Origin of the sequence: Kordia sp. (genome assembly GCF_965224175.1) — a bacterium.
GTDB lineage: Bacteria > Bacteroidota > Bacteroidia > Flavobacteriales > Flavobacteriaceae > Kordia.
In genome coordinates, this window is the sequence record NZ_OZ245041.1 from 988,378 (window position 1) to 1,013,236 (window position 24,859).

25 protein-coding genes are annotated in these 24,859 nt (G+C 32.0%); 18 read left to right on the forward strand and 7 right to left on the reverse strand.

Features of this window, described 5'->3' with window-relative positions:
• Nucleotides 1–45 precede the first annotated feature (45 nt).
• The 5 genes from ACOQOS_RS04370 to ACOQOS_RS04390 form a co-directional block, all read right to left on the reverse strand.
• Complete coding sequence (locus tag ACOQOS_RS04370; protein WP_420573747.1) at nt 46–951, reverse strand: hypothetical protein; 906 nt, start codon at nt 949–951, stop codon at nt 46–48.
• Nucleotides 951–1,730: a (Fe-S)-binding protein gene (locus tag ACOQOS_RS04375; protein WP_420573748.1), complete on the reverse strand. Its 780-nt coding sequence runs from the start codon at nt 1,728–1,730 to the stop codon at nt 951–953. The genes ACOQOS_RS04370 and ACOQOS_RS04375 overlap by 1 nt, the downstream gene beginning before the upstream one ends.
• Nucleotides 1,731–1,753: 23 nt before the next feature.
• Nucleotides 1,754–3,064 (reverse strand): 4Fe-4S dicluster domain-containing protein, encoded by a 1,311-nt coding sequence (locus ACOQOS_RS04380; RefSeq protein ID WP_420573749.1) that lies wholly within the window; start codon nt 3,062–3,064, stop codon nt 1,754–1,756.
• Nucleotides 3,065–3,090: 26 nt separating this feature from the next.
• Nucleotides 3,091–4,053, reverse strand: coding sequence for an MlaD family protein (locus ACOQOS_RS04385; RefSeq protein WP_420573750.1), 963 nt, complete (start codon nt 4,051–4,053; stop codon nt 3,091–3,093).
• 65 nt (nt 4,054–4,118) lie between these two features.
• Nucleotides 4,119–5,249: an N-acetylmuramoyl-L-alanine amidase family protein gene (locus tag ACOQOS_RS04390; protein ID WP_420573751.1), complete on the reverse strand. Its 1,131-nt coding sequence runs from the start codon at nt 5,247–5,249 to the stop codon at nt 4,119–4,121.
• Nucleotides 5,250–5,610: 361 nt separating this feature from the next.
• Here ACOQOS_RS04390 and ACOQOS_RS04395 point away from each other — a divergent pair, with 361 nt between their 5' ends.
• Nucleotides 5,611–8,211 (forward strand): putative LPS assembly protein LptD, encoded by a 2,601-nt coding sequence (locus ACOQOS_RS04395; protein ID WP_420573752.1) that lies wholly within the window; start codon nt 5,611–5,613, stop codon nt 8,209–8,211.
• A gap of 167 nt (nt 8,212–8,378) precedes the next feature.
• On the forward strand, nt 8,379–8,768 hold the full coding sequence (locus ACOQOS_RS04400; protein ID WP_420573753.1) for a RidA family protein: 390 nt from the start codon (nt 8,379–8,381) through the stop codon (nt 8,766–8,768).
• Between the two features lie 154 nt (nt 8,769–8,922).
• Here ACOQOS_RS04400 and ACOQOS_RS04405 read toward each other — a convergent pair whose 3' ends face one another.
• Nucleotides 8,923–9,132 carry a hypothetical protein gene (locus ACOQOS_RS04405; RefSeq protein WP_420573754.1) on the reverse strand — a complete coding sequence of 70 codons (210 nt, stop codon included), beginning with the start codon at nt 9,130–9,132 and terminating at the stop codon, nt 8,923–8,925.
• A gap of 222 nt (nt 9,133–9,354) precedes the next feature.
• Between ACOQOS_RS04405 and ACOQOS_RS04410 the strand changes: the two genes are divergently transcribed.
• The 13 genes from ACOQOS_RS04410 to ACOQOS_RS04470 all read left to right on the forward strand — a co-directional run bounded on the left by ACOQOS_RS04410 (nt 9,355) and on the right by ACOQOS_RS04470 (nt 22,271).
• Nucleotides 9,355–11,694 carry a penicillin acylase family protein gene (locus ACOQOS_RS04410; protein ID WP_420573755.1) on the forward strand — a complete coding sequence of 780 codons (2,340 nt, stop codon included), beginning with the start codon at nt 9,355–9,357 and terminating at the stop codon, nt 11,692–11,694.
• A gap of 48 nt (nt 11,695–11,742) precedes the next feature.
• Nucleotides 11,743–12,267 carry a DUF4252 domain-containing protein gene (locus ACOQOS_RS04415; RefSeq protein ID WP_420573756.1) on the forward strand — a complete coding sequence of 175 codons (525 nt, stop codon included), beginning with the start codon at nt 11,743–11,745 and terminating at the stop codon, nt 12,265–12,267.
• The gene (locus ACOQOS_RS04420; protein ID WP_420573757.1) at nt 12,237–13,616 is read left to right on the forward strand and encodes an aldehyde dehydrogenase; all 1,380 of its coding nucleotides are present in this window, start codon (nt 12,237–12,239) and stop codon (nt 13,614–13,616) included. The genes ACOQOS_RS04415 and ACOQOS_RS04420 overlap by 31 nt, the downstream gene beginning before the upstream one ends.
• A gap of 100 nt (nt 13,617–13,716) precedes the next feature.
• Nucleotides 13,717–15,510: a tetratricopeptide repeat protein gene (locus tag ACOQOS_RS04425; RefSeq protein ID WP_420573758.1), complete on the forward strand. Its 1,794-nt coding sequence runs from the start codon at nt 13,717–13,719 to the stop codon at nt 15,508–15,510.
• 119 nt (nt 15,511–15,629) lie between these two features.
• Nucleotides 15,630–15,839 carry a class I lanthipeptide gene (locus ACOQOS_RS04430; RefSeq protein WP_420573759.1) on the forward strand — a complete coding sequence of 70 codons (210 nt, stop codon included), beginning with the start codon at nt 15,630–15,632 and terminating at the stop codon, nt 15,837–15,839.
• Nucleotides 15,840–15,857: 18 nt separating this feature from the next.
• Nucleotides 15,858–16,055 (forward strand): hypothetical protein, encoded by a 198-nt coding sequence (locus ACOQOS_RS04435; RefSeq protein WP_420573760.1) that lies wholly within the window; start codon nt 15,858–15,860, stop codon nt 16,053–16,055.
• A gap of 401 nt (nt 16,056–16,456) precedes the next feature.
• Nucleotides 16,457–16,732, forward strand: a complete 276-nt coding sequence (locus ACOQOS_RS04440; RefSeq protein WP_420573761.1) for a hypothetical protein — start codon at nt 16,457–16,459, stop codon at nt 16,730–16,732.
• Nucleotides 16,733–16,844: 112 nt separating this feature from the next.
• Nucleotides 16,845–17,579 (forward strand): nitroreductase family protein, encoded by a 735-nt coding sequence (locus tag ACOQOS_RS04445; RefSeq protein WP_420573762.1) that lies wholly within the window; start codon nt 16,845–16,847, stop codon nt 17,577–17,579.
• Between the two features lie 103 nt (nt 17,580–17,682).
• The gene (locus ACOQOS_RS04450; RefSeq protein ID WP_420573763.1) at nt 17,683–18,513 is read left to right on the forward strand and encodes a carcinine hydrolase/isopenicillin-N N-acyltransferase family protein; all 831 of its coding nucleotides are present in this window, start codon (nt 17,683–17,685) and stop codon (nt 18,511–18,513) included.
• 232 nt (nt 18,514–18,745) lie between these two features.
• Nucleotides 18,746–19,360, forward strand: a complete 615-nt coding sequence (locus tag ACOQOS_RS04455; protein WP_420573764.1) for an SMI1/KNR4 family protein — start codon at nt 18,746–18,748, stop codon at nt 19,358–19,360.
• Between the two features lie 84 nt (nt 19,361–19,444).
• A complete protein-coding gene (locus tag ACOQOS_RS04460) occupies nt 19,445–20,368 on the forward strand; it encodes a hypothetical protein (protein ID WP_420573765.1) in 924 nt (307 codons plus the stop codon).
• A gap of 210 nt (nt 20,369–20,578) precedes the next feature.
• Complete coding sequence (locus ACOQOS_RS04465) at nt 20,579–21,493, forward strand: GTP-binding protein (protein WP_420573766.1); 915 nt, start codon at nt 20,579–20,581, stop codon at nt 21,491–21,493.
• A 169-nt stretch (nt 21,494–21,662) separates the two neighbouring features.
• Entirely contained in the window at nt 21,663–22,271 is a 609-nt protein-coding gene (locus ACOQOS_RS04470) for a hypothetical protein (RefSeq protein ID WP_420573767.1), read from the forward strand.
• 143 nt (nt 22,272–22,414) lie between these two features.
• On the opposite strand, the gene ACOQOS_RS04475 is transcribed toward ACOQOS_RS04470, so the two are convergent.
• Nucleotides 22,415–23,017, reverse strand: a complete 603-nt coding sequence (locus ACOQOS_RS04475) for an NAD(P)H-dependent oxidoreductase (protein ID WP_420573768.1) — start codon at nt 23,015–23,017, stop codon at nt 22,415–22,417.
• 212 nt (nt 23,018–23,229) lie between these two features.
• Between ACOQOS_RS04475 and ACOQOS_RS04480 the strand changes: the two genes are divergently transcribed.
• The 3 genes from ACOQOS_RS04480 (at nt 23,230) to ACOQOS_RS04490 (ending at nt 24,575) form a co-directional block, all read left to right on the forward strand.
• Nucleotides 23,230–23,334, forward strand: coding sequence for a hypothetical protein (locus ACOQOS_RS04480; protein WP_420573769.1), 105 nt, complete (start codon nt 23,230–23,232; stop codon nt 23,332–23,334).
• Nucleotides 23,335–23,338: 4 nt separating this feature from the next.
• Nucleotides 23,339–23,422 (forward strand): winged helix-turn-helix transcriptional regulator, encoded by an 84-nt coding sequence (locus tag ACOQOS_RS04485; RefSeq protein WP_420575129.1) that lies wholly within the window; start codon nt 23,339–23,341, stop codon nt 23,420–23,422.
• 172 nt (nt 23,423–23,594) lie between these two features.
• The gene (locus ACOQOS_RS04490; protein ID WP_420573770.1) at nt 23,595–24,575 is read left to right on the forward strand and encodes a D-cysteine desulfhydrase family protein; all 981 of its coding nucleotides are present in this window, start codon (nt 23,595–23,597) and stop codon (nt 24,573–24,575) included.
• Nucleotides 24,576–24,859: the final 284 nt, after the last annotated feature.

Below are 24,859 nucleotides of genomic sequence, written 5' to 3' on the forward strand. Positions count from 1 at the left end.
CTTAATGACTATCCAAATAACGTAATAGTAAGAATTACTTTTTTATTATGGAATTAACTCTTTTAAAATTTTTGGTCCTAATCGCACCTGATTTAATCCTGTAGCTCTTCTTCCATATAATACTTTTTCGTCTGCAACATTCATCATTAAAATATAAAATGATTGATTCGTTCGTATAAATTTAATACGTACAGAGTTATTATCGTTATTTAATATAGCTTTTGATATAGTTTCAGCGTCTACAAATTCAAAATCATAAGGATATACTTCTTTTAATTTAATTTCAGTATTTATGCTATTTTTAAGCTTGTTTTTTATTACTAAAAGTTTCTTTTTACTAATAACATGCTTCCTTTCTTTTGATATTTCCTTTAAGTATTTACCAAAGCTAATGTCTTTACTCTTTTTGTTTTCAAAAACATAATCGCAAAAACTTATAATTCCTTTTATTGCTTGTACTAATTGTGCTTTTGCGGATAGAGAGTTTTTATTTTTAACTAAAATATTACCCGTATCCGTTACATGCTTTAAATCTAAGGACTCAAATCTATTGGATACTAAAAGTATTCTTTTCTTTACTTTACCTTTTTTAGAAAGCTGATATTTATACAAACGTAAAGCATACGTATAAACATTTATAAAAGAAGGTGATGAATTGTATTGTTTATTGGAAGGTTTTGTATATTCTATTTTAAAGAATATAGCATTTTTTTCAGTTTTATATTTGTCTTCTTTGTCTTCTGTTACAAATTCAAATGCTGTAAATTTCCAGTATTCTTTTATAACATATTTTAAATCTTCATTAATCTTTATGTGTTTATCATCATCCGAAAGAACAACAATTAATTTTTTGTTTTCAAAATCCTCGTAATGACTTATGTTTGTCTTTCCAAATTGAGCAAATGTCAAATTAGAAATTAATAAGAATATATAAAGAAATAATAATCTCATTATAAATTTTGTGCATTAGCAATAAGTTCTGCAATGTCTTGAACAATAATGCTATCTTCTTTTTCTTTGAATTTTATTCCGTCAGTCATCATTGTATTACAATATGGACAACCTGTCGCAATAATATCTGGATTTGTTTTTAAGGCGTCTTCTGTACGTAATACATTGATGTCCATATCACCATTTTCAGGTTCTTTGAACATTTGTGCTCCTCCAGCTCCACAACATAATGCTGTAGCTTTGTGACGTTTCATCTCAGTTAGATTTGCATTTAGTATACCTAAAACATCACGAGGTGCTTCATATACTTTATTTGCTCTTCCTAAGTAACATGGATCATGAAATGTAATACGTTTTCCTTTGTAGGTATCTCCTACTTTTTCTAAACGTCCGCCATCTATCAATTCTTTTATAAATTGTGTATGATGTACTACGTCATAGTTTCCACCTAAAGGAGGATATTCATTTTTGATACAGTTGAAGGAATGTGGATCACAAGTAACAATTCGTTTTACTTCATATGCATTAAGTACTTCAATATTCATCATAGCTTGCATTTGAAATAAGAATTCATTTCCTGCACGCTTTGCTACATCTCCTGTACAACTTTCTTCCGATCCTAACACTGCAAAGTCTACATTTGCTTTGTTTAAGATTTTCACAAAAGCTTTAGTTATCTTTTTTGCTCTATCGTCATAACTTCCAGCAGAACCAACCCAAAATAATATTTCTGGTTGTTTACCTTCTGCCATATATTCTGCCATTGTAGGTACTTTCATCATCGTATCTTTTTAAGTTGTGTTTAGTTTTCGTCTTTCCAGTTTAATCTATCCATTTGGTTGTATGGCCAAGGTGCTCCATTGTTTTCAATATTCCCCATCATTACATTTAATTCAGTCGGTGCTGCTGATTGCTCCATAACTAAATATTTACGCATTTCCATAATGATTGATAATGGATCAATGTTTACTGGACAAGCTTCTACACAAGCATTACAAGTTGTACATGCCCATAATTCTTCTGTAGTGATATAATCATTTAATAATGATTTTCCATCATCTACAAATGTTCCATTATTTGCGTCAATATTTTTTCCAACTTCTTCCAGACGATCTCTGGTATCCATCATTATTTTACGAGGCGATAGTTTTTTCCCTGTTTGATTGGCAGGACATTCGCTGGTACAACGTCCACATTCTGTACACGTATACGAATTCATCAATTGTACCCAGTTTAAGTCTTGCACATCTGATGCTCCAAATTTTTCAGGTTCTCCTTCATCTTCTCCTTCCGCAGGAGCGGCAAACGGATCTGCATTTGGATCCATCATTAATTTTACTTCTTTCGTTACACTAGCATCGTTTACAAACTGTCCTTTTGGTTTTAAATTTGCATACCATGTGTTAGGAAATGCTAATAAAATGTGTAAATGTTTTGAGTAGTATAAGTAGTTTAAGAATACTAAAATTCCTGCAATGTGTAACCACCAAGCTGTTCTTTCAATAAGGTGTAAATGATCTCCTGAACCAAATAATCCTGCAATATGTTTACTAATAATATTTCCTGAGTTCATCGTTTGGAAATCTACATCCGTAGCATTCATCACTAAGAACAGTGTCATTAATACAACTTCAAAGTATAGAATGATGTTACCGTCACTTTTAGGCCAACCTTTCATTTCGGCACTTAAGAAACGTTTCAGTTTTACAATATTTCTACGAATCCAGAAGATGATTACTGTGATGAGTACCAAAACAGCTAAAATTTCAAAGCTTCCAATTAAGAAACCATAAATACTGTCTGGAAGTACTTTGGTAAATACTCTGTGTGTTCCAAAAAGTCCGTCGATAATGATTTCTAGAACTTCAATATTAATAATGATAAAACCGACATATACTATAATGTGTAGAAAACCTGCAATAGGTCTGCGAACCATTTTAGATTGTCCCATGGCAATCATTGCCATATTTTTCCAACGTTCAGATTTGTTATCGGATCGATCTACATCTTTTCCTAGTTTAATGTTTCTGGTGAGTTTCTTTACGTTTCTTACAAAATAACCTATGCCGACAATTAGTAATATGGCAAATAGGATTTTAGAAATATACTCCATGAGTAGTTATCGTTTGATGGTTATGCTTAGTTTTTCTTTTCTTCTTTATCTTCTTCTTTCGGTTTCTCGTATTGTTTGGCTTTTTTACCAAATAATGAGAAATGTACATATCGTTTCGGATGCAACTTCATGTCTTCTAGCAATTGTTCCATTTGTAAAGATGCGCCTGTTAGGTTGTTATACAGTTCGTCATCTTTTAATAGTTTTCCAACAGAGCCTTCTCCGTTTTCTATTCCTGCAATTATAGTATTAAAACCTGCAATTGTAGATTGTAAATCTTTTACGGTTTTGTTGAGTTGTAAATTTGCTAACGAATCAGAGACTTTAGAGAAATTAGCTGTTATATTATCTACATTAGATAAGGTATTGTCTAACTTTGCTTTGTTGGAATCTAATAAAGTATTTAACGTTCCTGAAGCTTTTTTAAAATTCGCTACCGTCGTGTTAAGGTTACGAATACTGTTTTTTATATTTTCTCTTGATTCTTCGTTTAAGATTTGATTTACGGCATTCATTAACGAGTCAGTACTTACCAATACGCCTTCAATTTTAGCTTGTAATGGTGTTAGCTGATTTTTGAAGCTATCAATCATTCCTACTTGCGTAGAAGCTTGAAGTGTATCTCCTGAAACTGCTTTACGAGCATTGTCGTGTTTCAGTAATATAGCGATAGATTTTCCGCCTATAAAACCATTTTCTTGTAACTGAACCGTACTGTTTTTAGAAAACTGAAAATCATTATCTAACGCTAAAGTAACTATTGATTTTCCTGAAGCTTGCAGTTGAACGTCTTGCACCTTACCAACTTTATAACCATTTATCATGACTTTGGTTGAAGGAACTAAACCACCAACGTTGTTGTATTCTGCATAAAATACACGGTCGCTAGATAGCACAGAGCTTGACATTAAGTAACTGATTCCGAAGTATAAAAGTACTAGCGCGGTAATTGCTAGTAATGCTGTTTTAATTTCTCTGGATATTTTCAATGTTATTGGGAATTTGTGAACTTCACAAAATTAGCTTTTTTTTTGCTAAGAATACATCTAATTTATTATTGATTTAGCACTTCGCCCAAGGATACCTTTTTTCCTTTTTTGTAAGCAACAATATAACAGTCTTTGTATCCTTTGCCTTTTGCTACTTCTTTCATGCGCTTTATCTCCTCATAATCAGAAGTTTTCCCGTAAAAATAACGATATATTTTCCCTGCTTTTTCTCTAGAGATTTGTTTGAGACCTTTGAAATTATACGATTTTGTAGAAATCTTTTTTGAACTTGCTGAAAGCTGTACTTTAAATGTAACACCTTTTACAACTCTTGAAACTTTTTCTTTTTCTTCTTCATTTTCGTCAATTACAACATTATCTGACTCAAAAGAAGTTTGTGTATGTAATTCAATATATTTTTTAACAGCATTATATAAAGATTGTGTCATGACTTTTTTTCCTCGTTTAGAGTTTAAATAGTCTTCTTCTTTTTTGTGAGTTAAAAAACCTAATTCTACCAAAACGCTTGGCATGTATGTTTTAGATAAAACCCAGAAACCTGCCTGTTTTACACCTCTATCTTTTCGTTTTGCTGTTACTTTGAATTCTTTTTGAATATACGATGCAATTTCAATGCTTTGATCTAAGTATTCTTCTTGTAAAAGAATTAAACTGATTAGAGATTCTGGTGAACTCGGATCAAATCCGGCATACGTTTCTTCATGATTGTCTTCTAAAAAGATTACCGAGTTTTCACGCTTGGCAACTTCTAAGTTTGCTTTATTTTTACTTAATCCCAACACAAAAGTTTCTGATCCATAAGCAGTTCCTTTTTTTCCTGGCTGTGCATTGCAATGAATAGAGATGAATAGATCTGCTTTTTTCTTATTCGTTATCACAGCACGCTGATTCAAGGTTGGATACGTATCTTTTGTACGCGTATAAATAACTTTTACGTTAGGAAGTTTATTTAACATCTTCCCTAAAGCCAACGAAACATCGAGTGCGATATCTTTTTCTGTAGCTTTGTAACGACCTGTTCCTGGTGTTCCTGTATCGCGTCCTCCATGACCAGGATCAATCATCACTACAAATTCTTTTTTCTTTTTTGGAGGATTATTTTCTGCAATTGTATTAGCTCCTATTAAAAAGTGAGTAGTACACAGTAGTATTAAAATTGAAAGATATTTATGCATAAATTCGATTTCTATTCGTTTATTATAGATAATAATGCGCATTGTGCATTCCTTATTGTGTTAATTATAATTAAAATATCATAAATGTATGATAAAAATACACGACTAGGTTTGGCACTTCAAATATTGAGCCATACTTTTACGGCTTTCGTATTTGAAACGAAAATATAAAAGTTAGTTGATTATTCATAAAAGAAATCTTTCTTTTGTGTTTTAATAAAGAATATTGGAGAGACCATTGCAGACAAGAAGATTTTACATAGGTATACAACTAATACTATTATTGATTAGTTCCTTTGCTTTTTCACAAGAACTTCCCAAGAGGAACAAACTTCCTTTTAAGCCAGGGCAAGAACAGGAAATGGACACCTTAAAGGTAAATCTTAGGGATTCTATTAAGATTGGTACACGTAAAGTGAATGATACAATTAAGAACGATTCTATTAAAAATGATTCGATTCCTGAAAAAGCTCCCATTCTGCTAGATCAAGTAAAGTACAAATCCAAAGATTATGTAAAGATTAGTCAGCGTACAAAGAAAATTTATTTGTACAATGAAGCTGAATTATATTATCAAGATACTGAGTTAAAGTCTGGAATCATCATTTTAGATTATGAGAAGAATGAAGTATATGCCGGTCGTTTAAAAGATTCTGCTGGCGTATATTCACAAGCTCCATACTTTAAACAAGCAGACAATATTGTTGAGCCTGATTCTATTCGTTTCAACTTTGATACTGAAAAAGCACTGATATGGAATTCTAGAACGGAACAGAATGGAACACAAATTTTAGGTGAATTGACCAAAAAGGAAAACGATTCTGTTATTTTTATAAAGAATGCTAAGTTTACAACTTCAAAAGATATTGACAATCCTGAATACTTCTTTTTAGCTAGAAAAATTAAATTGGTTCCTAATAAAAAGATTGTTTCTGGGTTTACCAACTTATACATTGCTGATGTACCAACACCAATTGGATTTCCTTTTGCATATTTTCCTTTAACAAGTGATAGAGCTTCTGGATTTATTTTCCCAACTTTTGGAGAAAACAGCAGTCGAGGATACTTTTTTCAAAATGGTGGATATTACTTTGCTATCAATGATTATGTCGATCTGGCGCTTCTGGGAGATTATTATACCAATGGTAGTTACGCTTTTCGTGGTGAATCTAATTATGCCTTGCGTTATCGCTTCCGCGGAAATTTAAGTGTACGATTTGAAGCCGTGATTAACAGCCAGCGAGGCTTTCCAGATTACAGCAAATCAAACATTTACAATATTCGCTGGTCACACAATCAAGATTCTAAAGCAAATCCAAATTCACGATTTTCTGCTTCGGTAAACTTGGGTAGTAGTAGTTTTTATCAAGCATCTATTAACCAATTAAATACACCAAACTTTTTAAATAATACTCTGAATTCGTCTATTTCTTATTCAAAAACATTTCCGTCATATCCATCGGTAAATGTATCATTAACAGCAACACACTCACAAAATACAAATACAGAAAGTATCAATCTTACGCTTCCTACTTTACAAGCAAGTGTAGAGCGTATTTATCCCTTTGCTCCTAAAGATGGTGCAAAAAAAGGAATTATTCAAAATATAAACTTTCAATATAATTTACGAGGAGAAAACAGAATCAATACAACAGACTCTTTGTTCCTTAAGAAAGAAATGTTTGACGATGCTAAAATGGGTGTAAGACATAGTATTCCTATCAATACAAACTTTAAGGTGTTTAAATACTTAAGTGTAAGTGTTGGAGGAAATTATGATGAAGTTTGGGCGTTTAAAACAGTTGACTACAGTGATGCTATTGAAGATGACACTGTTGAATCTGGTCAAATAGATGCTGTAAAAGATACGATTAACGGATTTGACTCTTTCAGACAATATAACTTTAGCGCCAGTATTGGAACTACTTTATATGGTACGTTTAATCGTGGAGAAGACCGAAAAATTCAAGCCATTCGACATACATTACGACCTTCTATAAGTTATAGCTACAATCCTGCTTTCGATCAATATTATGATGAATATATTATTGATGCTGAAAACAATACTAAACAAGAATTTACACGTTTTGAAGATGGGCTTTTTGGCACTCCAAGTAGGGCTTTCGCAAGTTCTATAGGAATTAATATTGCCAATACTGTAGAAGCAAAAGTACGCCAGAAGGATTCTACCAAAACAGAACCTAAAAAGGTAATGTTATTAAATACGTTAAACTTTTCTACAAGTTATAATATTGCAGCCGATTCTTTGGCTTGGTCACCTGTACGTGTGTCTGGTAGTACACAATTGTTTAATAATAAAATGAGTGTAAACTTTGGAGCAAACTTAGATCCATATTCCATAGATAATCAAGGTGTTAGAATTAATAAATTTAATATTGACAACGGAGGAAGTTTATTCCGATTGACAAGTGCCAATGTAAATGTAAATTATTCCTTTTCTAGTAAAAGTTTGGAAGGAAAAGATGATGACAGAGGCGTCGACAATACCCGAAGCGGAGGACGTGATGATGATCTATTTGGTCGCGCCCAAGATTTTACGGATCGTGGCTCCTTTGACGACGAGGAAGACGATGAGGAAGAAAAAGAAGATGTGGAAGCCTATCGAGCCAAAATTCCGTGGGATTTACGTATCGCCTACTCACTTACGTATCTGAATAGCAATCGACAGAACGAAATATCTAACAATTCACTTATGTTCTCCGGAAACGTAGAACTAACGCCACAATGGAAAGTTGGTGTATCTTCTGGATATGACTTCAAAAACCAAGGATTTACCTTTACACAGCTACGTTTTGAACGTGATTTAAAGAGTTGGCGAATTAACTTTAACTGGGTTCCATTCAGTACAAGAGCTTCTTGGTATTTCTTTATCGGAATTAAAGCATCTATTCTACGTGATGTGAAGTGGGATCAACGAAGCGAGCCAGACAGAAGATTATAGACTTCTTAGAATGTTAATTGCACTATGTTTTTAGATTGTTAGACTTTTCACTTCGATAAGCTCAATGTAAATATTTTAAGATTCACTATCTTTCTTATTATTAAGAAATTGACACAAAGACAAAACAAATTGACAAATCCACAAATAACAAATTAACCATCAAAACCATGGCAAAACAAATCATAAAAACACCAAATGCTCCTGCTCCTATTGGTCCTTACAACCAAGCTGTATTAATCAACGGAACGCTATATACTTCTGGTCAAATTGCTATTGATCCTAAAACTGGAGAACTTCTGAAAGGCTCTATAGAGGAAGAAACAAGATTAGTCATGGAAAATATGAAAGCTGTTTTGGCTGCTGCCAATATGACTTTTGAACATGTTATAAAAACGTCTATTTTTATCAGTGATATGCACAATTTTAGCCAGATAAACAGTGTATATGGTCAATACTTCGACGATGCAACTGCACCAGCAAGAGAAACTGTAGAAGTTGCCAATTTGCCAAAATTTGTCAATGTAGAGATTTCTATGATTGCGGTGGAGAATGCATAAACTATAAGGACAACTATTTTTTAAATACAAAATAAGACTTCCTATTTGCTAATAAAGTTGTAAATATTATCCTTATTTAATTCACTTGAAACATACTTTAATTCTATAAAAAAAGCGATCAAAACTGATCGCTTTTATACTTGGATACACAATGTTATCGCTTTCTCCATCTAGTACTACAACATAAACAATGTCCTTGCGGATGCATTTGATATCCTCTAGGACATGTTGCATTTATGGCTATTTCATCTCCTGAACAATAATATACAGGAACTGGCGAAGTATGCGCTCCTCCACTAATCTGTTGCTGCTCGCTTTTTGAAAGGTTTTTAGTTCCTTCAACGTTTTTAATTTGTTCTAACATAGGTGTAATTTTTGGTTAATAACAAAAAAGCTAAAAAGAAAAAAAATCAATTTAGTACGGTATTACCTTATTTAACATTCTACACTATCCCGAATCTAGACACGCACATATAATATTCATTTGCAATTAATTACCTGATAATTTTTTAAAACAATCATCTTCTTTTTGTTGAATAATTCAAACTCTAAACATTTTTTTGTAGTTTTAGAAAAACCATCATTTGTGAAGAAAGCCGCCAAAATTATAGGAGTCCTGTTACTAATTATTGTCATCGTAGGATTCTTCTTTTACAGATCACTTCTGCCAACTTACAACGGAACACTCGATATTGATAACTTACAAGAAGAAGTTACAATTCATTATGACACTTATGGTATTCCACATATTTATGCCAATAATGAAACAGATGCTTTCACCGCTTTAGGATATGTGCATGCGCAAGATCGTTTGTGGCAAATGGAATTGATTCGTAGAATTGCTCCTGGAAGACTCTCACAAGTTTTTGGAGAAGCTACCGTAGATACTGATAAGTTTTTTGCTGCGATTGGAATTGATGAAGCTTCCGAAGAAACCCTAAAAAAACTAGATAAAAATACTCAGAGTTATAAACTTGCACAAGCATATATTAACGGAATCAATGAATTTGTTGCTAATGGAGCGACACCTATTGAATTTTATCTCACAGGAATTGACAAAACAGAATTTACCGTAAAAGACATTCATAACATCTTTGGCTATATGGCTTTTAGCTTTGCAATGGCACACAAAACTGATCCACTATTAACAAGCATACAACAACAATTAGGAAACGAATATTTAACAGATTTAGGTATTCAGGTAGATCCTAAAAGCACTCTTTTGCAAAATTACCCTGCTAAAGCAAAAGATACTGCTAAAGTTAAAAACACATTTGTTGCTGCCATTGATAAAGCCTTGAAACCTTTACCTGTTCCACAATTTATTGGAAGTAATAGCTGGGTTTTAGCTCCACAAAAAACAGCTACAGGAAAAGTACTTTTTGCCAACGATCCGCATATTGCATTTTCGCAACCTTCGGTTTGGTATGAAGCACATGTACATACACCAACTTACGAAATGTACGGATATCATTTGGCTGGAACACCATTTCCGCTATTGGGACACAATCGAGACATTGCTTACGGAATGACAATGTTTGAAAATGATGATATCGATTTTTATTGGGAAGGAAAAAGTGCAACTACCAAAACAAGTACAAAAACTATCAAAGTAAAAGATGCAGATGATATTACCGTTACAGTAAAAACAAGTAAACACGGACCCATTTTAAACGGAATTGCTGATGGAATTGATTTCGATCAACCTGTTGCCATGTCTTGGATTTATACACAACGTAAAAATCAGTTATTGGAAGCTTGCTACACTATGTCGCATTCAAAAAGTCAAACAGATTTTGAACAATCATTATCAAAAATTCATGCACCAGGACTAAATCTTATGTATGGAGACGCAAAAAATAATATTGGTTGGTACGCTGTTGGCCAATTAATTGAACGTCCGTCACATGTTAACTCAAAATTCATTTTAGACGGAACTTCTGCAAAAGATGAACCATTACGCTTTTTAGATGCTTCCGAAAATCCTAGCGCTACCAATCCGCCATGGAATTATGTGTATTCTGCCAATAATCAACCAGATAGCATCAATGGAAGTTTATATCCAGGCTATTATTTACCAGAAAACAGAGCGAAACGTATTGTTGAGCTTATTGAAGCAAAAGAACAATGGACCAAAGAAGATATGATGACAATGGCACTCGACAATACTTCCAAAATACATGTAGAAGCTATCGAAGAAGTATTAAACACAATTAGTAAATTCAATTTTTCTACTCAAGAAAAGAAAGCCATCAATGTGCTTCAAAACTGGAATGGCTCCAATCGACTTACTGACATTGCACCAACAATTTATCATAGTTTCATCTATCATTATTTAAAAAATACTTTTACAGACGAACTAGACACCGAAACCTTTAATATGCTGATTAAAACTCACATTCTTAAACGTTTCACAGTACCATTACTTTCTAAAGAATCAATTTGGTATGACGATGTTAAAACAGAAATTACAGAAACTAGAAAGGATATTTTACTGAAATCCTTCAAAGAAGCTATCGCAAAACTAGAAACACAGTTAGGACCAAATATTAATGCATGGACTTGGAACAAAGTACATACTGTAGAACATCCGCATCCTATTGGACAAGTTGAAACCTTACGTCCGTATTTAAATGTGGGACCATATGAAGTTGATGGAACGCGCGAAGTAATTAATAATTTAGGGTTTCATTATGACGATTCGGGTGAGTATAAAGTCTATTTCGGACCTTCTACACGAAGAATTATCGATTTTTCAGATATTGAAAATAGTATGAGTATTTTGCCAACTGGACAATCAGGAAATCCGTTTAGTCCTCATTATCAAGATCAAGCAAAAATGTACATTAATGGTGAATTCAGAAAAATGATGATGAATGCGGAAGAAATAAAAAGCTCCGCAAAAAATACCTTAACATTAAAATAAAAATAGTAATTTACCCTAGTTTTACTTGTAAATTTTAATGAATCCCTAATGAAGAAAATTATCCTGATGCTGAGTATGTTAGCTTTTTTCTCTTGTAAAAGCTATTACAACATGTCTAATTTTTATAATGCACATAAACACGATGATAATGTCACAGCTGTAGAAGTACCTCGTTTTATGTTTGCCGTATTAAAAGGGCTTTCACCAGATATGAATTCTTTATTGGGTAATGTAAACAACTTACGATTCATACAATTACAACCCAATAGTACTTCTGCACAAAACACAATTCAAAACGAAATCAATTTGATGACTAACGAACGTTTTACAGATATTTACAGGAAAAATATCGGAGTTAAGCGCACATTGATTTCAGTAAGAGAGCAAGCCAATGTGATTAGAGAAATTATTGTACATACAAGCGCCAATCAAAAGCATACTGTTCTCTATTTAAACGGAAGATTCAATCCGCAAAGGATTCAAGATTTTGCAGAACAAGGAAAATTTGATAATTTAACACAATCCATCACACAACAATACTTATGGAATACAACTGTTCCGAAATCATTCTAGCACAACAAGATTTTTTTAAAACTAAAATTACACGTCGTCTTTATTACAGAAAAACTGCGTTGAAAAAACTTTTAAAAGAAGTTAAAAAACGTGAAAATGATATCTGTGATGCACTATACGCTGATTTTAAGAAATCTAAATTTGAATCAGTGGCTTCAGAAACAAGCATTGTTATTTCGGAGTTGAAATTAACTATCAAGAAGTTAAAAGCTTGGGCGCTTCCAAAACGTGTATTTCCATCATTATTAAATTTCCCATCAAAAGATAGAATTTACTCAGAACCATACGGTACAACCTTAATCATTTCACCTTGGAATTATCCATATCAATTAGCGTTAGCTCCTTTAATTGGTGCGGTCGCTGCGGGAAATACTGTTGTATTAAAACCTTCTGAACTCACACCAAATACCTCTCAAATACTTGAAGAAATTGTCTCTGAAGTTTTTGATGAAAATCATGTAAAAGTTGTACAAGGCGGCATTCCAATATCACAAGAACTGCTTGCATTGCGTTGGGATTATATTTTCTTTACAGGAAGTGTGCAAGTTGGAAAAATTATTGCCAAAGCTGCAGCAACCAATTTAACACCTGTAACGCTAGAACTTGGTGGAAAAAATCCTTGTATTGTAGATATACATTCAGATTTTAAACTCACAGCGAAACGTATTGTTTGGGGAAAATTCTTGAATGCAGGACAAACTTGTATTGCTCCAGATTATTTGATTGTACAAGCACAAGCCAAATTTGACTTTATAAAAGTTTTGATTGAGGAAATCAACATTGCATATGGAGAAAATCCGCAGGAATCACCTGACTATCCAAGAATCATCAATGAGAAAAATTTTGATCGTTTAGCAAAAATGCTGACTAACGAAACGGTTTTACATGGCGGCATTACCGATAAAGACGATTTGTACTTCGCTCCTACTCTTATAGACGAACCTGCTTTGGATAGCGAAGTCATGAAAGACGAAATATTTGGTCCTATTCTTCCAGTACAAGTATATTCTTCATTAGAAGATATAAGTAGTATCATTGAAAGTTATGAAAAACCACTTTCATTGTATGTGTTTTCTAATGACAATAAATTTGCCAATCGAATGATTCAACAATATTCTTTTGGCGGTGGCGCTATCAACGATACTTTGACACATTTTCTAAATCATCGTATGCCATTTGGTGGTGTTGGACATAGTGGAATTGGTTCCTATCATGGAAAAGGAAGTTTTGATACATTCTCACATAAAAAATCAGTGACCAAAAAAAGCACATGGTTAGACGTTCCTGTTCGTTACGCACCTTACAAAGGGAAATTGAAAATTTTACAGACTTTTTTGAAGTACTTTTAATGTTTTCTCGTTCATTTTAGGTATAAATTAACTAATCTAACGTAGGTATTTTTATATATTGTTGCTTAATTGATGACCAGACAACTCTTAGCATTTTTTAATGAAACAAGTTCTACCATTTTTTTACTTTCTTTTATTGTGCTGCTGTTCACTTTTCGCGCAAGAAGAACATTTTCAGATACCTGATAGTTTAGCCAATAAAACGTATCACGAACTCATCAGCTATATAAAAAAATATAGATATCTAAAACCCGAAGTAGCCAAAGTATACGCAAATACTTATCACGCAAAAGCAAAAACCAAACAAAGCAAAGCTAACATTGCAACTAGCTATTTTTATTTGGCAAATATTGCTGATACACAAGGGGAATTTAACCAAGCAGTTTCACTTATAAATAAGGGAATTTCTATTGCTGATACCAAACAACATAAAACACTAAGAAAACTTTATAATTTAAGAGGAAAAGTTCATGGACAATATGGTAGGTATGAAAAATCGATAAGTGATTTTACCAAAACACTTCAAATTTCGGAGGAACATAATGACGAAAGTGGTGTTATCATTGCTAAAATTAATATTGCAGTGATACAGTTAAAAACAAAGCAATACTATGAATCGCTTAAAACGTTCCGAAAAATGCTGCATATTTCTAAAGACAGTACGCTGGTGAGCAAAAACTCTAGAGTGAGTATTTTTATTGGTCTTTGTGATAACTTTCTTAAAACAAAAAAGCTTGATTCTGCACGTTTTTACTTAGACAAAGGCATGGAAGAAAGTATTCGTATTGGCGATTACGAATCTGTAAGTTATCTGTACCCATTTGATGCTTTGTATTATTATCACAAAAACGACATTCCTAAATCATTAGAAATATTACAAAAGGCAAAAGAAGAAATCTCAAAATTACAAGAACAAGAACAACGTAATATTGAAGTATACTATTATATGGCGCAGTGTTATATTGCCATGAAAGATTATAAAACTGCTATTGAACATATTGAAAAAGCATATAAACTTATTCACTCAGGAGATGCTTCAGGTGAGAAACAAACTTTAAAAGATAATTTTAACAAATCAAAAGAACAAAAGATAGTCACCTCCGAAAAAAGTCAATTTATTCCTTATGAATATCTTTATTTACTAGAAACATTAGTACAATGTTATGAAGAATTAGGCGATACAAAAAATAGAGATCTTTATTATGAAAAGTACTATCCGTTGAAGTTAGAAAGCTATCAAAAAGATGTTCGTATACATGAATTGATTTTTGATTTTCATGAAGCTCCACGAATTGCACTCATGGAAAAATTAAGTAAAAAAGAAGGTGCTGCTGAGAAAAAAGTAAAATATCTATATTATTTGCTTGTATTATTAACTATTGGTATTATGATTGGCTTTATTTTTTACCAAAAAAAAGAGCGTCAAAAGCAAATTGCCTATGAAGCATTGATCGAAAAAGTTAATATTTTAGAAACTCAAAATAGTGCAAATGTCGCTTTAAAAACTTCCACAAAAAAGACAGTTAGCATTACAGACGAAAAAGCACAAGATATCTTAAAAGGTCTTTTAAAGTTTGAACAACAAGAACACTATTTAGATGAAAATTGCAATTTACGTTTCGTAGCCAAGAAAGTAAAAACCAACGCTACGTATTTATCAAAAATAATAAATACTCACAAAGAATGTAGTTTCAATGAGTATATAAATGATCTTCGCATTCAATATACCTTGAAACGTTTGAAGTCCGATTCACTGTTTAGAGCTTATTCAATTAAATCCATTGCGCAAGAAGTAGGCTACAAAAGTGCGGACTCGTTTACCAAGCATTTTAAAAAGCAAACTTCCTTGTATCCATCGTATTACATCAAAAAACTAAATAAAGAAGAAGTCTAAAAACTGCCCTATTTTGTTTAGAATAGGTCACATATCTTATGAAAATCACATAATGTATTTTATGTTTGAGTAGTGATAAATATCATGAATACTAAAACTATTTGCTTAAAAAAATCATTATGAAAAAAAAATTAAACAAACATTTACGATTCAACAAAACCAATGTTTCTAAACTAAATGCAGAACTTGCTAAAGTGATTTTAGGAGGAAAAACTGCAAATAACTACAATCAAAAAACGAAAGAACAAACCTGTCCAGATACATGTGGAGCTACGTGTACAACTTCTAGATTTACTGTTGATTTTGGTAGCAATGCCAATGATTGTTAATCATAAAAACATTTTATCATGAAAAGAAAATCAAAAAACTTCTTCAGTTTAAACAAGATTAACATCTCTAAACTGAACACATTTAATGAAAATACAATTTTCGGGGGAAATCTTCCATATACTGGAGATAAAAGAACTTGTGATTTAGATACATGTACATCTTCTAGATTTACAGTTGACCTTTCTGGTCAAAAACCTGGTGACGGAAATCCGTAAACCAATAAACGCAAAAATTCGAATTCTTAAAAGCCAGAGCAATTAACTTCTCTGGCTTTTTTATGCACTTTTTTGTGAGATATATTCTTTCATTAAAATCTCCACACAAGTAAGCTAATGTTACAATACACAAGACCACTTTTGTTTAATTTAGGGCAAACTCACCTACACAGACCAAACATAAGCATAAGATTAACAGCTATTTACATTTCAACTCATTTTTACTCCATGTATTCCTTTTTAAGTTAAAAAACTGAAGTCATAATTCGTTTAATTTGGGTTTACATTCCTTTTTTCCTACAAAAAACACTAGTAATATTGTTCACAGATCGATCATGGTGTGAAAAAGCCAAACACGAAAAATAACAGGCACATTACATTAACATTTTAAATACTTAATTATGAAAAAAAAGAAAATATCTGGACTGTCATTAGGGAAAAGAACCGTTTCTTCTTTAAAAGCTTCTAGTTTATCAGGAGGAACAGGAACATATTTCCATTGTTTTACATTTGCGCCTCCATGTGTGAGTGCTACTGAGCCACCAGAAGATGATAGTTTCTTCTGTACTCCGCCTCCAACTGGAACAACAAATCCGCCACCACCGCCAAATCCAACAAACATAACTTGTGGATATAGCTGTATTCCTACTGATTGCGGAACGAGTAATCCAAGATAGTTTTAGTAGTGTTAGAATTCATTTTATGAATATTATTTAGGTTAAACCTTGAAAGGGAACACAGGAATAAGTGTTCCCTTTTTTGTTAACTGCAATATGCTTATGTTTGTGTATGAGCACAGAAAAAACAGTAACAGAGGCAATTAAATACAGGCGCTCTGTACGCGTCTTTGATAAAGATGTTGATATTGACACAGAAAAAGTTAAAAACTGCATACAAAACGCTGTATTAGCTCCTACGAGTAGTAATTTACAGCTTTGGGAGTTTTACCATATTACAGATAAAACTGTTTTAAAAGAACTTACTACTGCGTGTTTGGAACAAAATGCTGCAAAAACTGCAAAACAGTTAGTCGTAGTCGTTGCTAGAAAAGATTTATGGAAACAACGTGCAAAAGCAAATGTAAATTTTCTAAAAAGCTTGTATGGCGACAAACCAAAAGAAGAATATTCGCGAAGAGAAAAGTTTGCTCTAAATTATTATCAAAAGTTGATTCCTCCTATTTATGCTGAATTTTTGGGTATTTATGGATGGATAAAATACGTTGTTTTTAATTGTATCGGATTGTTTCGACCAATATACAGACAAGTACGTTTGAGCGATATGCGAATTGTTGCACATAAAAGCGCTGGTTTGGCTGCACAAAATTTTATGATCAGTATGGCAGCTATTGGTTATGATACCTGCCCGATGGAAGGTAGTGACACTTTGCGTGTAAAAAAGATATTAAAACTTCCACGCGGTGCAGAAATCAATATGATTATTGGTTGTGGTGTACGAAGTGAGAATGGAATTTACGGACCACAATTTAGAGTTCCTTTTAAGACAACTTATAGAGAAGTTTAACAACCATTTAGGACAACCTTTATTTTAGATTGACGAATTTTAGCTTGAAAATTTTACAATGATACTTTTGTAATTTATCATCAATAAAACACGAATCAATCAAATGAAGAAAACAACATTTCTAGCGCTGCTATGTCTATTCAGTTTTTTAATTCCTAGTATAACTTCAGCATGTTCTGTATTGTATTACATAGATGCTAAAACAGGAAAAATATACGTTGTTAATAACGAAGATTATTATTTTGATGTAAAAGCTTATATTCAAATTGAACCAAAAACTAAGAAAAAATATGCACGTCTTTGGTATGGATGGGATAATTTTGCGCAAGGAGGTATCAATGAAAAAGGATTGTTCTTTGATGGTGCAGTTACTCCAAAACAACAAAAAATTAAAGGTTATAAAAATCCTAAAAATAATTTAGGAGATAAACTTCTTGCAAAATGCGCTACCGTGGAAGAAGCTATTGCATTTTTAGAAAAAGAAAAGATCGCATTAAATACCAGTCATATTATGTTTGGTGATAAAACTGGCAAAGCTGTTGTTGTAGAATGGATTAATGGTGAAAAAAAACTCAATTGGATTCAAGACAATAAACTCATCATGACCAACTATTTGCTTTCAAAACCAGATGAAGGGAACTTTCCTTGTTATCGCTATAAAAATATTGAAAATAGTATTGCTGAAATGGAAAAAAGCTCCGAAGAAATAAATCTTCGAAAAGTTGGAAATACACTTGGAAGAGCTGCACAATTACCTGTAAAAACAACTGATGGAAAAACCGGTGGTACTTTATACACCACATTCATAGATATTACTGATAATAAGTTTGCATTATCCTATAAACTGAGTAATACCAATGTCTTTCTGTTAGACCTAAATGAAGAGTTCGCCAAATCTAAACGCAAAAAAATCAAGTTAAAAGATATGAAATAATAGAACTCCATAAAATTAAGACTTCAAAGAAGTATCTAATTGAAGGACAGTAATATCTATCCACATATTACGCAAACTAGTATTGAAAACATTAAAAATACTTTAGATGGTTTTGACTTTGAGTAATAAAATTGTAGTTTTAAAAATAACTAAATTCTTAAAATAAAATAGGTTTGATTATAGTAGAAATAACAGGAATTTCTGCTATACATACGTTAGCTCCAATAGCAAAATGACAAGAAAAGAATTTGACAATCTAGACGATTCTATTAAGAGTTTTGAACTTATCAAGATACTTAGCGAAGAAAAATGGAAAAATATCGAACATTTATCAAGTGAATTTGGAGGTAAACGAATTAAGGGTTTGAAATGGAAAAAAGGATTGACTGAATCTGAAATAGAGGATTTTGAAAAACAATTAGGTTTTAAATTTCCTGATGCGCTAAAAAACTTTTATAGAGTAATGAATGGTTTAGCGATAATTGATGAAAACTTTACTAAAGAGAAAGATTATCCTTTTTATCAAAAATTATATAGGTCTTACCCAGATGATATTAATCTTATTAAAGAAAATACTGATTTTGAGTTAAAGTCTTTCAATATTTCTAAAGAAGATATATTATCTAAAAAAGTCCCTATGATATTTAATTATTGTGGAAATAGATATTTAATACTTGATGATAACAGACAAGTATTATCAATACGTGGAGATGCTATTTTTTATGGAAAAAATTTATCTAAAGGATTATCGAAAGACATTTTTAATGATTTTATGGACACAAAAAAAGAACATCTTTTAAAATATAAGTTTGTAAATGGCTGGTTAGAAAAAAAGTACTGGAGCTAACAAAATGTATAAAACATAGCTAATAAGGGCTTAACCGAAAGGTTGGTGCATATTTAGAAAGTCCGTTAGTAAATATTAATAGTAATGAATAAACACTTATCGATTTTCTTAGTCATATCAATATTTTTTAGTTGTAAAAACAATACAATTTCATATTTCGACCAAGAACCTCCTTCTACAACCCCTAAATTATTTGCACCAACAATTGTGAACACTGACAATGTCGAATTGAATGTCGTTTTTAACTATGATAATACAGAAATGTTTTTCTCAAGAATTGTAGACAATAGCTTTGTTATTCATCATTCTGAACTTACCAATGGCAAGTGGTCTGATATTAAACCCATTAAAATGTATGGCGATAATGTTTTAGTTTCAGTTGCCTGTGACCCTACAATTACCAAAGACGGAAAGACAATGTATTTCCTTGGTGTTGACCCTAAACTTTACAACAATAATGTTACTCGAGAAGAACTTTATACAATTCCCCCGGATATTTATGAGAGCAGAAAAGTAGATGGAAAATGGCAATCAGCTTCTAAAGTCGATTTCTCAGTCTCCACGGAATATTTAGAAACCTATCCTGTTGTTACAGCAGAAGGAAGTTTATATTTTCGTTCAAACAGACCAAATAGTAAAGGTGGAATGCAAACATATCGTGCGCAATATTTAGGAAATGGAAAATTTGATACACCTGTTATCATAAATACTAAGACAGAGAACAAAGAACTAATAACATATGTTTCACCAGATGAGCGTTATGCCATTACTAATGGACAAGGTAAATTTCAAATAACGTTTAATGAAAATGGCAAATGGACAAAACCAAAAGAAATACCTTTAAAGTATGAAAGTAATTGGCGTTATTATTGTCCTTATATGTCTTCTGACGAAAAGTATTTTATCTATTCCAGAAAATATAATAACCCTGAAAAAAAAGGATGGGCAGGTGTTGAAAAAGGAGAAGTTTATTGGGTAAACGCTGACATACTTTTCAATACGAAATAAAATAAACACTTGCTAACATTGTATAAAAATAATAACGGTTTAATCGCTAAAACGAAATGAATTTTACAAATCAAAAGACAGTAATAAACCGAAAAGTAAGTATGTAAAATTCCCTACTATTATTATACTAGTCCGTAGTACATCAAAATTGAATGCAGCTTGTCTTCATATTATATGCAAAAACGACTAAAAAAACATTAACAAATTTGAATGGAAGCCATAATTACAATTGTAGGTTTTTTGGGATCAGGAAAAACTACATTACTAAAAACCCTGACAAACAACTATATTGATAAAGGCTGGAAACCTTTTGTTATTCTTAATGATTATGAAAACGCAAATCTTGATGCTCAATGGTTTACTCAACAAATAGAATTTAATCAAGTTAGAGCGCTTAGTGGAAGCTGCATATGTTGCAATGGTATTAATCAGTTAAGAGATTTTGTGAATAAAATCCCTGAACGGACTAAAGGAATTACATTTATAGAAGCTAATGGTACTTCTGATGCATGTTCACTTATGAGTTTTCTTGGTGTTGGACTTAAAAATAGGTTTCTTCCACCAGTACAAATATCTGTAGTCAATGTTAAAAATTGGCAAAAAAGAGGAGAGCACAATGAACTTGAATCAAATCAGATTCAGGTGTCTTCTTTGATTATTTTAAGTCACATTGAAAATGTAAAGAAGGAAAGATTAAATTTTGTTATTAATGATATTAAAAAATTCAATCCACTAGCAGAAATTATTGAAATAGATAAAATTGATATTCATCTCATTCCTAAATTATCTCCATCTAAAAACAAATACAATAAGTTTGATCATTTCAAAGCCCATTGGTCTTCATGTTCCTCAGATTTACCAAATTTACCAAATTCAGAATGTATTTATGATATCTGCAATTCCCTACCAAAAACCATATTACGTGTAAAAGGCTGTACTCAAATTGGCAAAAATGAGGAGTATACGTATTTTGAACGCATGCCAAATGGGGAAATATCTGTCCGACCTTTTAATGGAATACCAGTTACGGGTTCAAAAATTCTTACTATAGGTCCAGGAAGTGAACCAGAACTACTTGAGAAAGTCGTTAAAATTAACCTGTTAAAACATAATTATCACAATTAAGTTTGTATAACGCACAACAGCAACGTGTATAGTTAATAGTTAAACTAGTTAAGACAAAGAAAATTTTCTACCTTTAAGAAATAGTAATATAGCGGAAAATCATAGCTGACTTTCCGCAACGAGCTACACACAAAACTGTTGTAACACATTTGACAAAACCGACCTGAATATGAGAATTTACCTTTTAACAATTATATCTTTTTTAATATTTGCTTCTTGTAAAACTGACCCCAATAAACAAGTTGATGAAGGAAAAGTAATTGAAAATAAATATCATAGTGAAGAGATAGGTTGGACAATAGAAATACCGAAAGGTTGGGATGTGACTAAACGTAATGAATCTCAAAATAGAGAAGATAAAGGACTAAAAGCAATAAATGAAGCGAATGAAATTGACTATGATGCCAGCGGTTTAAAACAATTAATAAGTTTTCAAAAGGATAGATTTCATATTTTTTCAGCAACATCAGAGAAATTTGAACTCGAATATGATGGAGAATATGAAGAAAACAAGAAATTAGTAAAAGAAATTCTATATAATACTTATGCTTCAAATGGAATTAAAGTCGATACGATTTCTTCCAAAGAGAACATTAATGATTTAGAATTTGACTTATTCCATATCAAGGTTTATGACTCGAAAGGAAATATTATGCTTTACCAAGACTTATATTGCAGATATATAAATGGGCTTGACTTTGGAGTGAACTTGAATTATATCAATGAAAAAGGAAAAAATGAATTAAAAAGAGTTTGGAAAAACTCAAAATTTGAATAAAAACCGTGATACAACAATTTATAACCGCAATTACGGCGGGTTTGACTATGTCTAAATCTTCTCGGAATTGCTAAAGCCTGTGCTAAACCGAAAATTAACACATATTAATCCGTAACTGACGGTTATACCTTGCATAAGAAAAACTAATAAAAATCGTCAATTATAGATTTTAAATGTTTTTTGTAATTATTTATATACTCCTTAATATTTGGTTTTTTTACAACATCAAAGCAATGATAATTAGGTAAATCTTGAACACCGCAAAATCTATAGTTCAATATAACATTAAACAGAACATCATCTGCATTCTTTCCTTTCATTAGTTGTTGTCTCATATCGCCAAAACAGTTTTCTGGTGCATTCCAAGTAGCAACGATCATTACTTTTTTCGTTTGTAGAAAACCACCAGTTCCATATTGTTTAGAGGTATCTGAACGTGTTCTACCATCACCATCTAACATTTTTTGAGACAGCAATCCTTCCATAAAGACTTCATCCGTATACTTTTTGTAAATCCAAGGCAGATTAAACCAAAAAACAGGTGTGTGAATAATGATTAAATCTGCCTTGAGGTGTTTCTTAACTTCTGTCTTGATGTCATACCCTTTGGCTATAATGGTTTCTTCATAATTCCAATTCACACTCGAAAACATTTGTTTTGTGACATCCGCGAGTGTTTCATTCAATTTTCCTTCGGAAATCCCTTTGTATAGTTGATGCGTATGTATAATGAGTAGTTCGTTCATATTCTAAATATTTTTCACAAATTTGATAATAAACTATACTTTTGTCAAGTACTTACTTTTTGGTAAGTAACTAATAAACAACTCGGAATAGTGTGATTGTTATGGAAACAGCAGAAAAATAATTTTAAAAAAATCGGCAAGCCAAGAAATGTCCTATTACTATTTTTATGTAACAAGTAGGCAGAAAGTGGAAACCCGTAATCATTTGTTTTTTGTTATTAAATGAAGTAATGAGATTTAACGAACTGGACAAAGTAACTGAGGAAATTAGCAAAAAAAATACTATCGCAACAATTAAAGGATTTGGAAAAACTTAAGATTGTGAAAAGGAAATCTTATCCTGTGATTCCACCAAAAGTAGAATATAGACCGACCGAAAAAGGAATATTTTTAAAGAGAATTTGACCTTGATAATGGAATGGAGCAACAAAACTTGAAATAAATTACGCAATCTAACATTGTATAAAAATAATAGCGGTTTCGGTGTTTCATCGAAATCGCTTTTTTTATATTTACAGTCAGTTTCAAACTGAAAAATCAATGTATTAAATCCGCCACTATTCTTATACCGACCATTATGTGTAATTTAAAAAAAGTAAAATTACTTAATAGAGAATCTTCTTTAGAATTTCTCCCAAATCTATCTGATAAATTAGGACCTAAAATCTACATAAAAAGAGATGATGAAGGAGGTCGTGGAGGCGGTGGAAATAAATTAAGGAAATACGAACGAATTATTGCAGATGCCATTGATAAAAATGCAGATACATTAATCATTGCTGGACATTATCAATCTAATGCAGCTAGAGAACTTGTAGGAGCTGCTTGCCAACTTGGTCTAAAATCAATTGTTGTTTGTAAGGAAATGATACCAGAACAAAATCCGACTTTTAATGAAAACGGAAATGCTCTTCTGATGAAGTTAATGAACGCTAATATAATCGCAATTGACAAAGAAGATGATTTTCAGACAGAAATGGAACGAGTTGCAAAAGATGTTATAAAAAATGGACACCTGCCTTATATAATTCCTTTTGGTGGCTCTAATTTATTAGGTTCTTTAGGTTATTTAGATTGTGCTAATGAAATCATTGAACAATTTAGGAATGTAGAAGGAAAATCACCAGACTACGTAATTACTCCAGCTGGTAGCGGAGGAACAATGGCTGGACTTATTGCAGGATTTGCAATCGCAGAGAAACCAACAAAAGTAATAGGGTTTAGTGTGCTACATAAAGACAAAACAATAGAAAACGTTGTAACTCATTTAACGGATGAAATAATAGATAATATTAAACCAAATTCTGACTTGAAAATTAATTTCGAAATAAACACAAACTTTGTTGGAGATGGATATGGAATCCCAACCGAAAGTGGCAAAAAAGCGATTGGTATATTAGCTGAATTAGAAGGCCTCTTCTTGTGTCCTGTTTACACAAGTAAAGCTATGGCTGGCTTGATTGATTATATCGAAAAAAACAAAATACAGAAAGATGAAACAATCGTTTTTATTCATACCGGAGGAATGCCTTTAGTTCACGCGTATTATAATCAATAGACAAAAAACTATACACAACAATGTATAAAAATATAGGTTCTTTGTGTTAAGTCTAAAATGTAATGCTTATCCTCTGCCCTACGTTTCTTATACTGGACGTTAGGTACAATTATGTCAGTTCTACTAATTTTCAAACTGGATTATTAGGTTCCATTGGATATGAACATTTTTTCTTTGATAAAAAGAAAGATACTATAGCTTCAATGTCATTAGTTTATGTAATGCATTAAAAAACGATTTGCCAACAATGTATATAATTCATTGCTAGTTAGAGCCTACTTAGG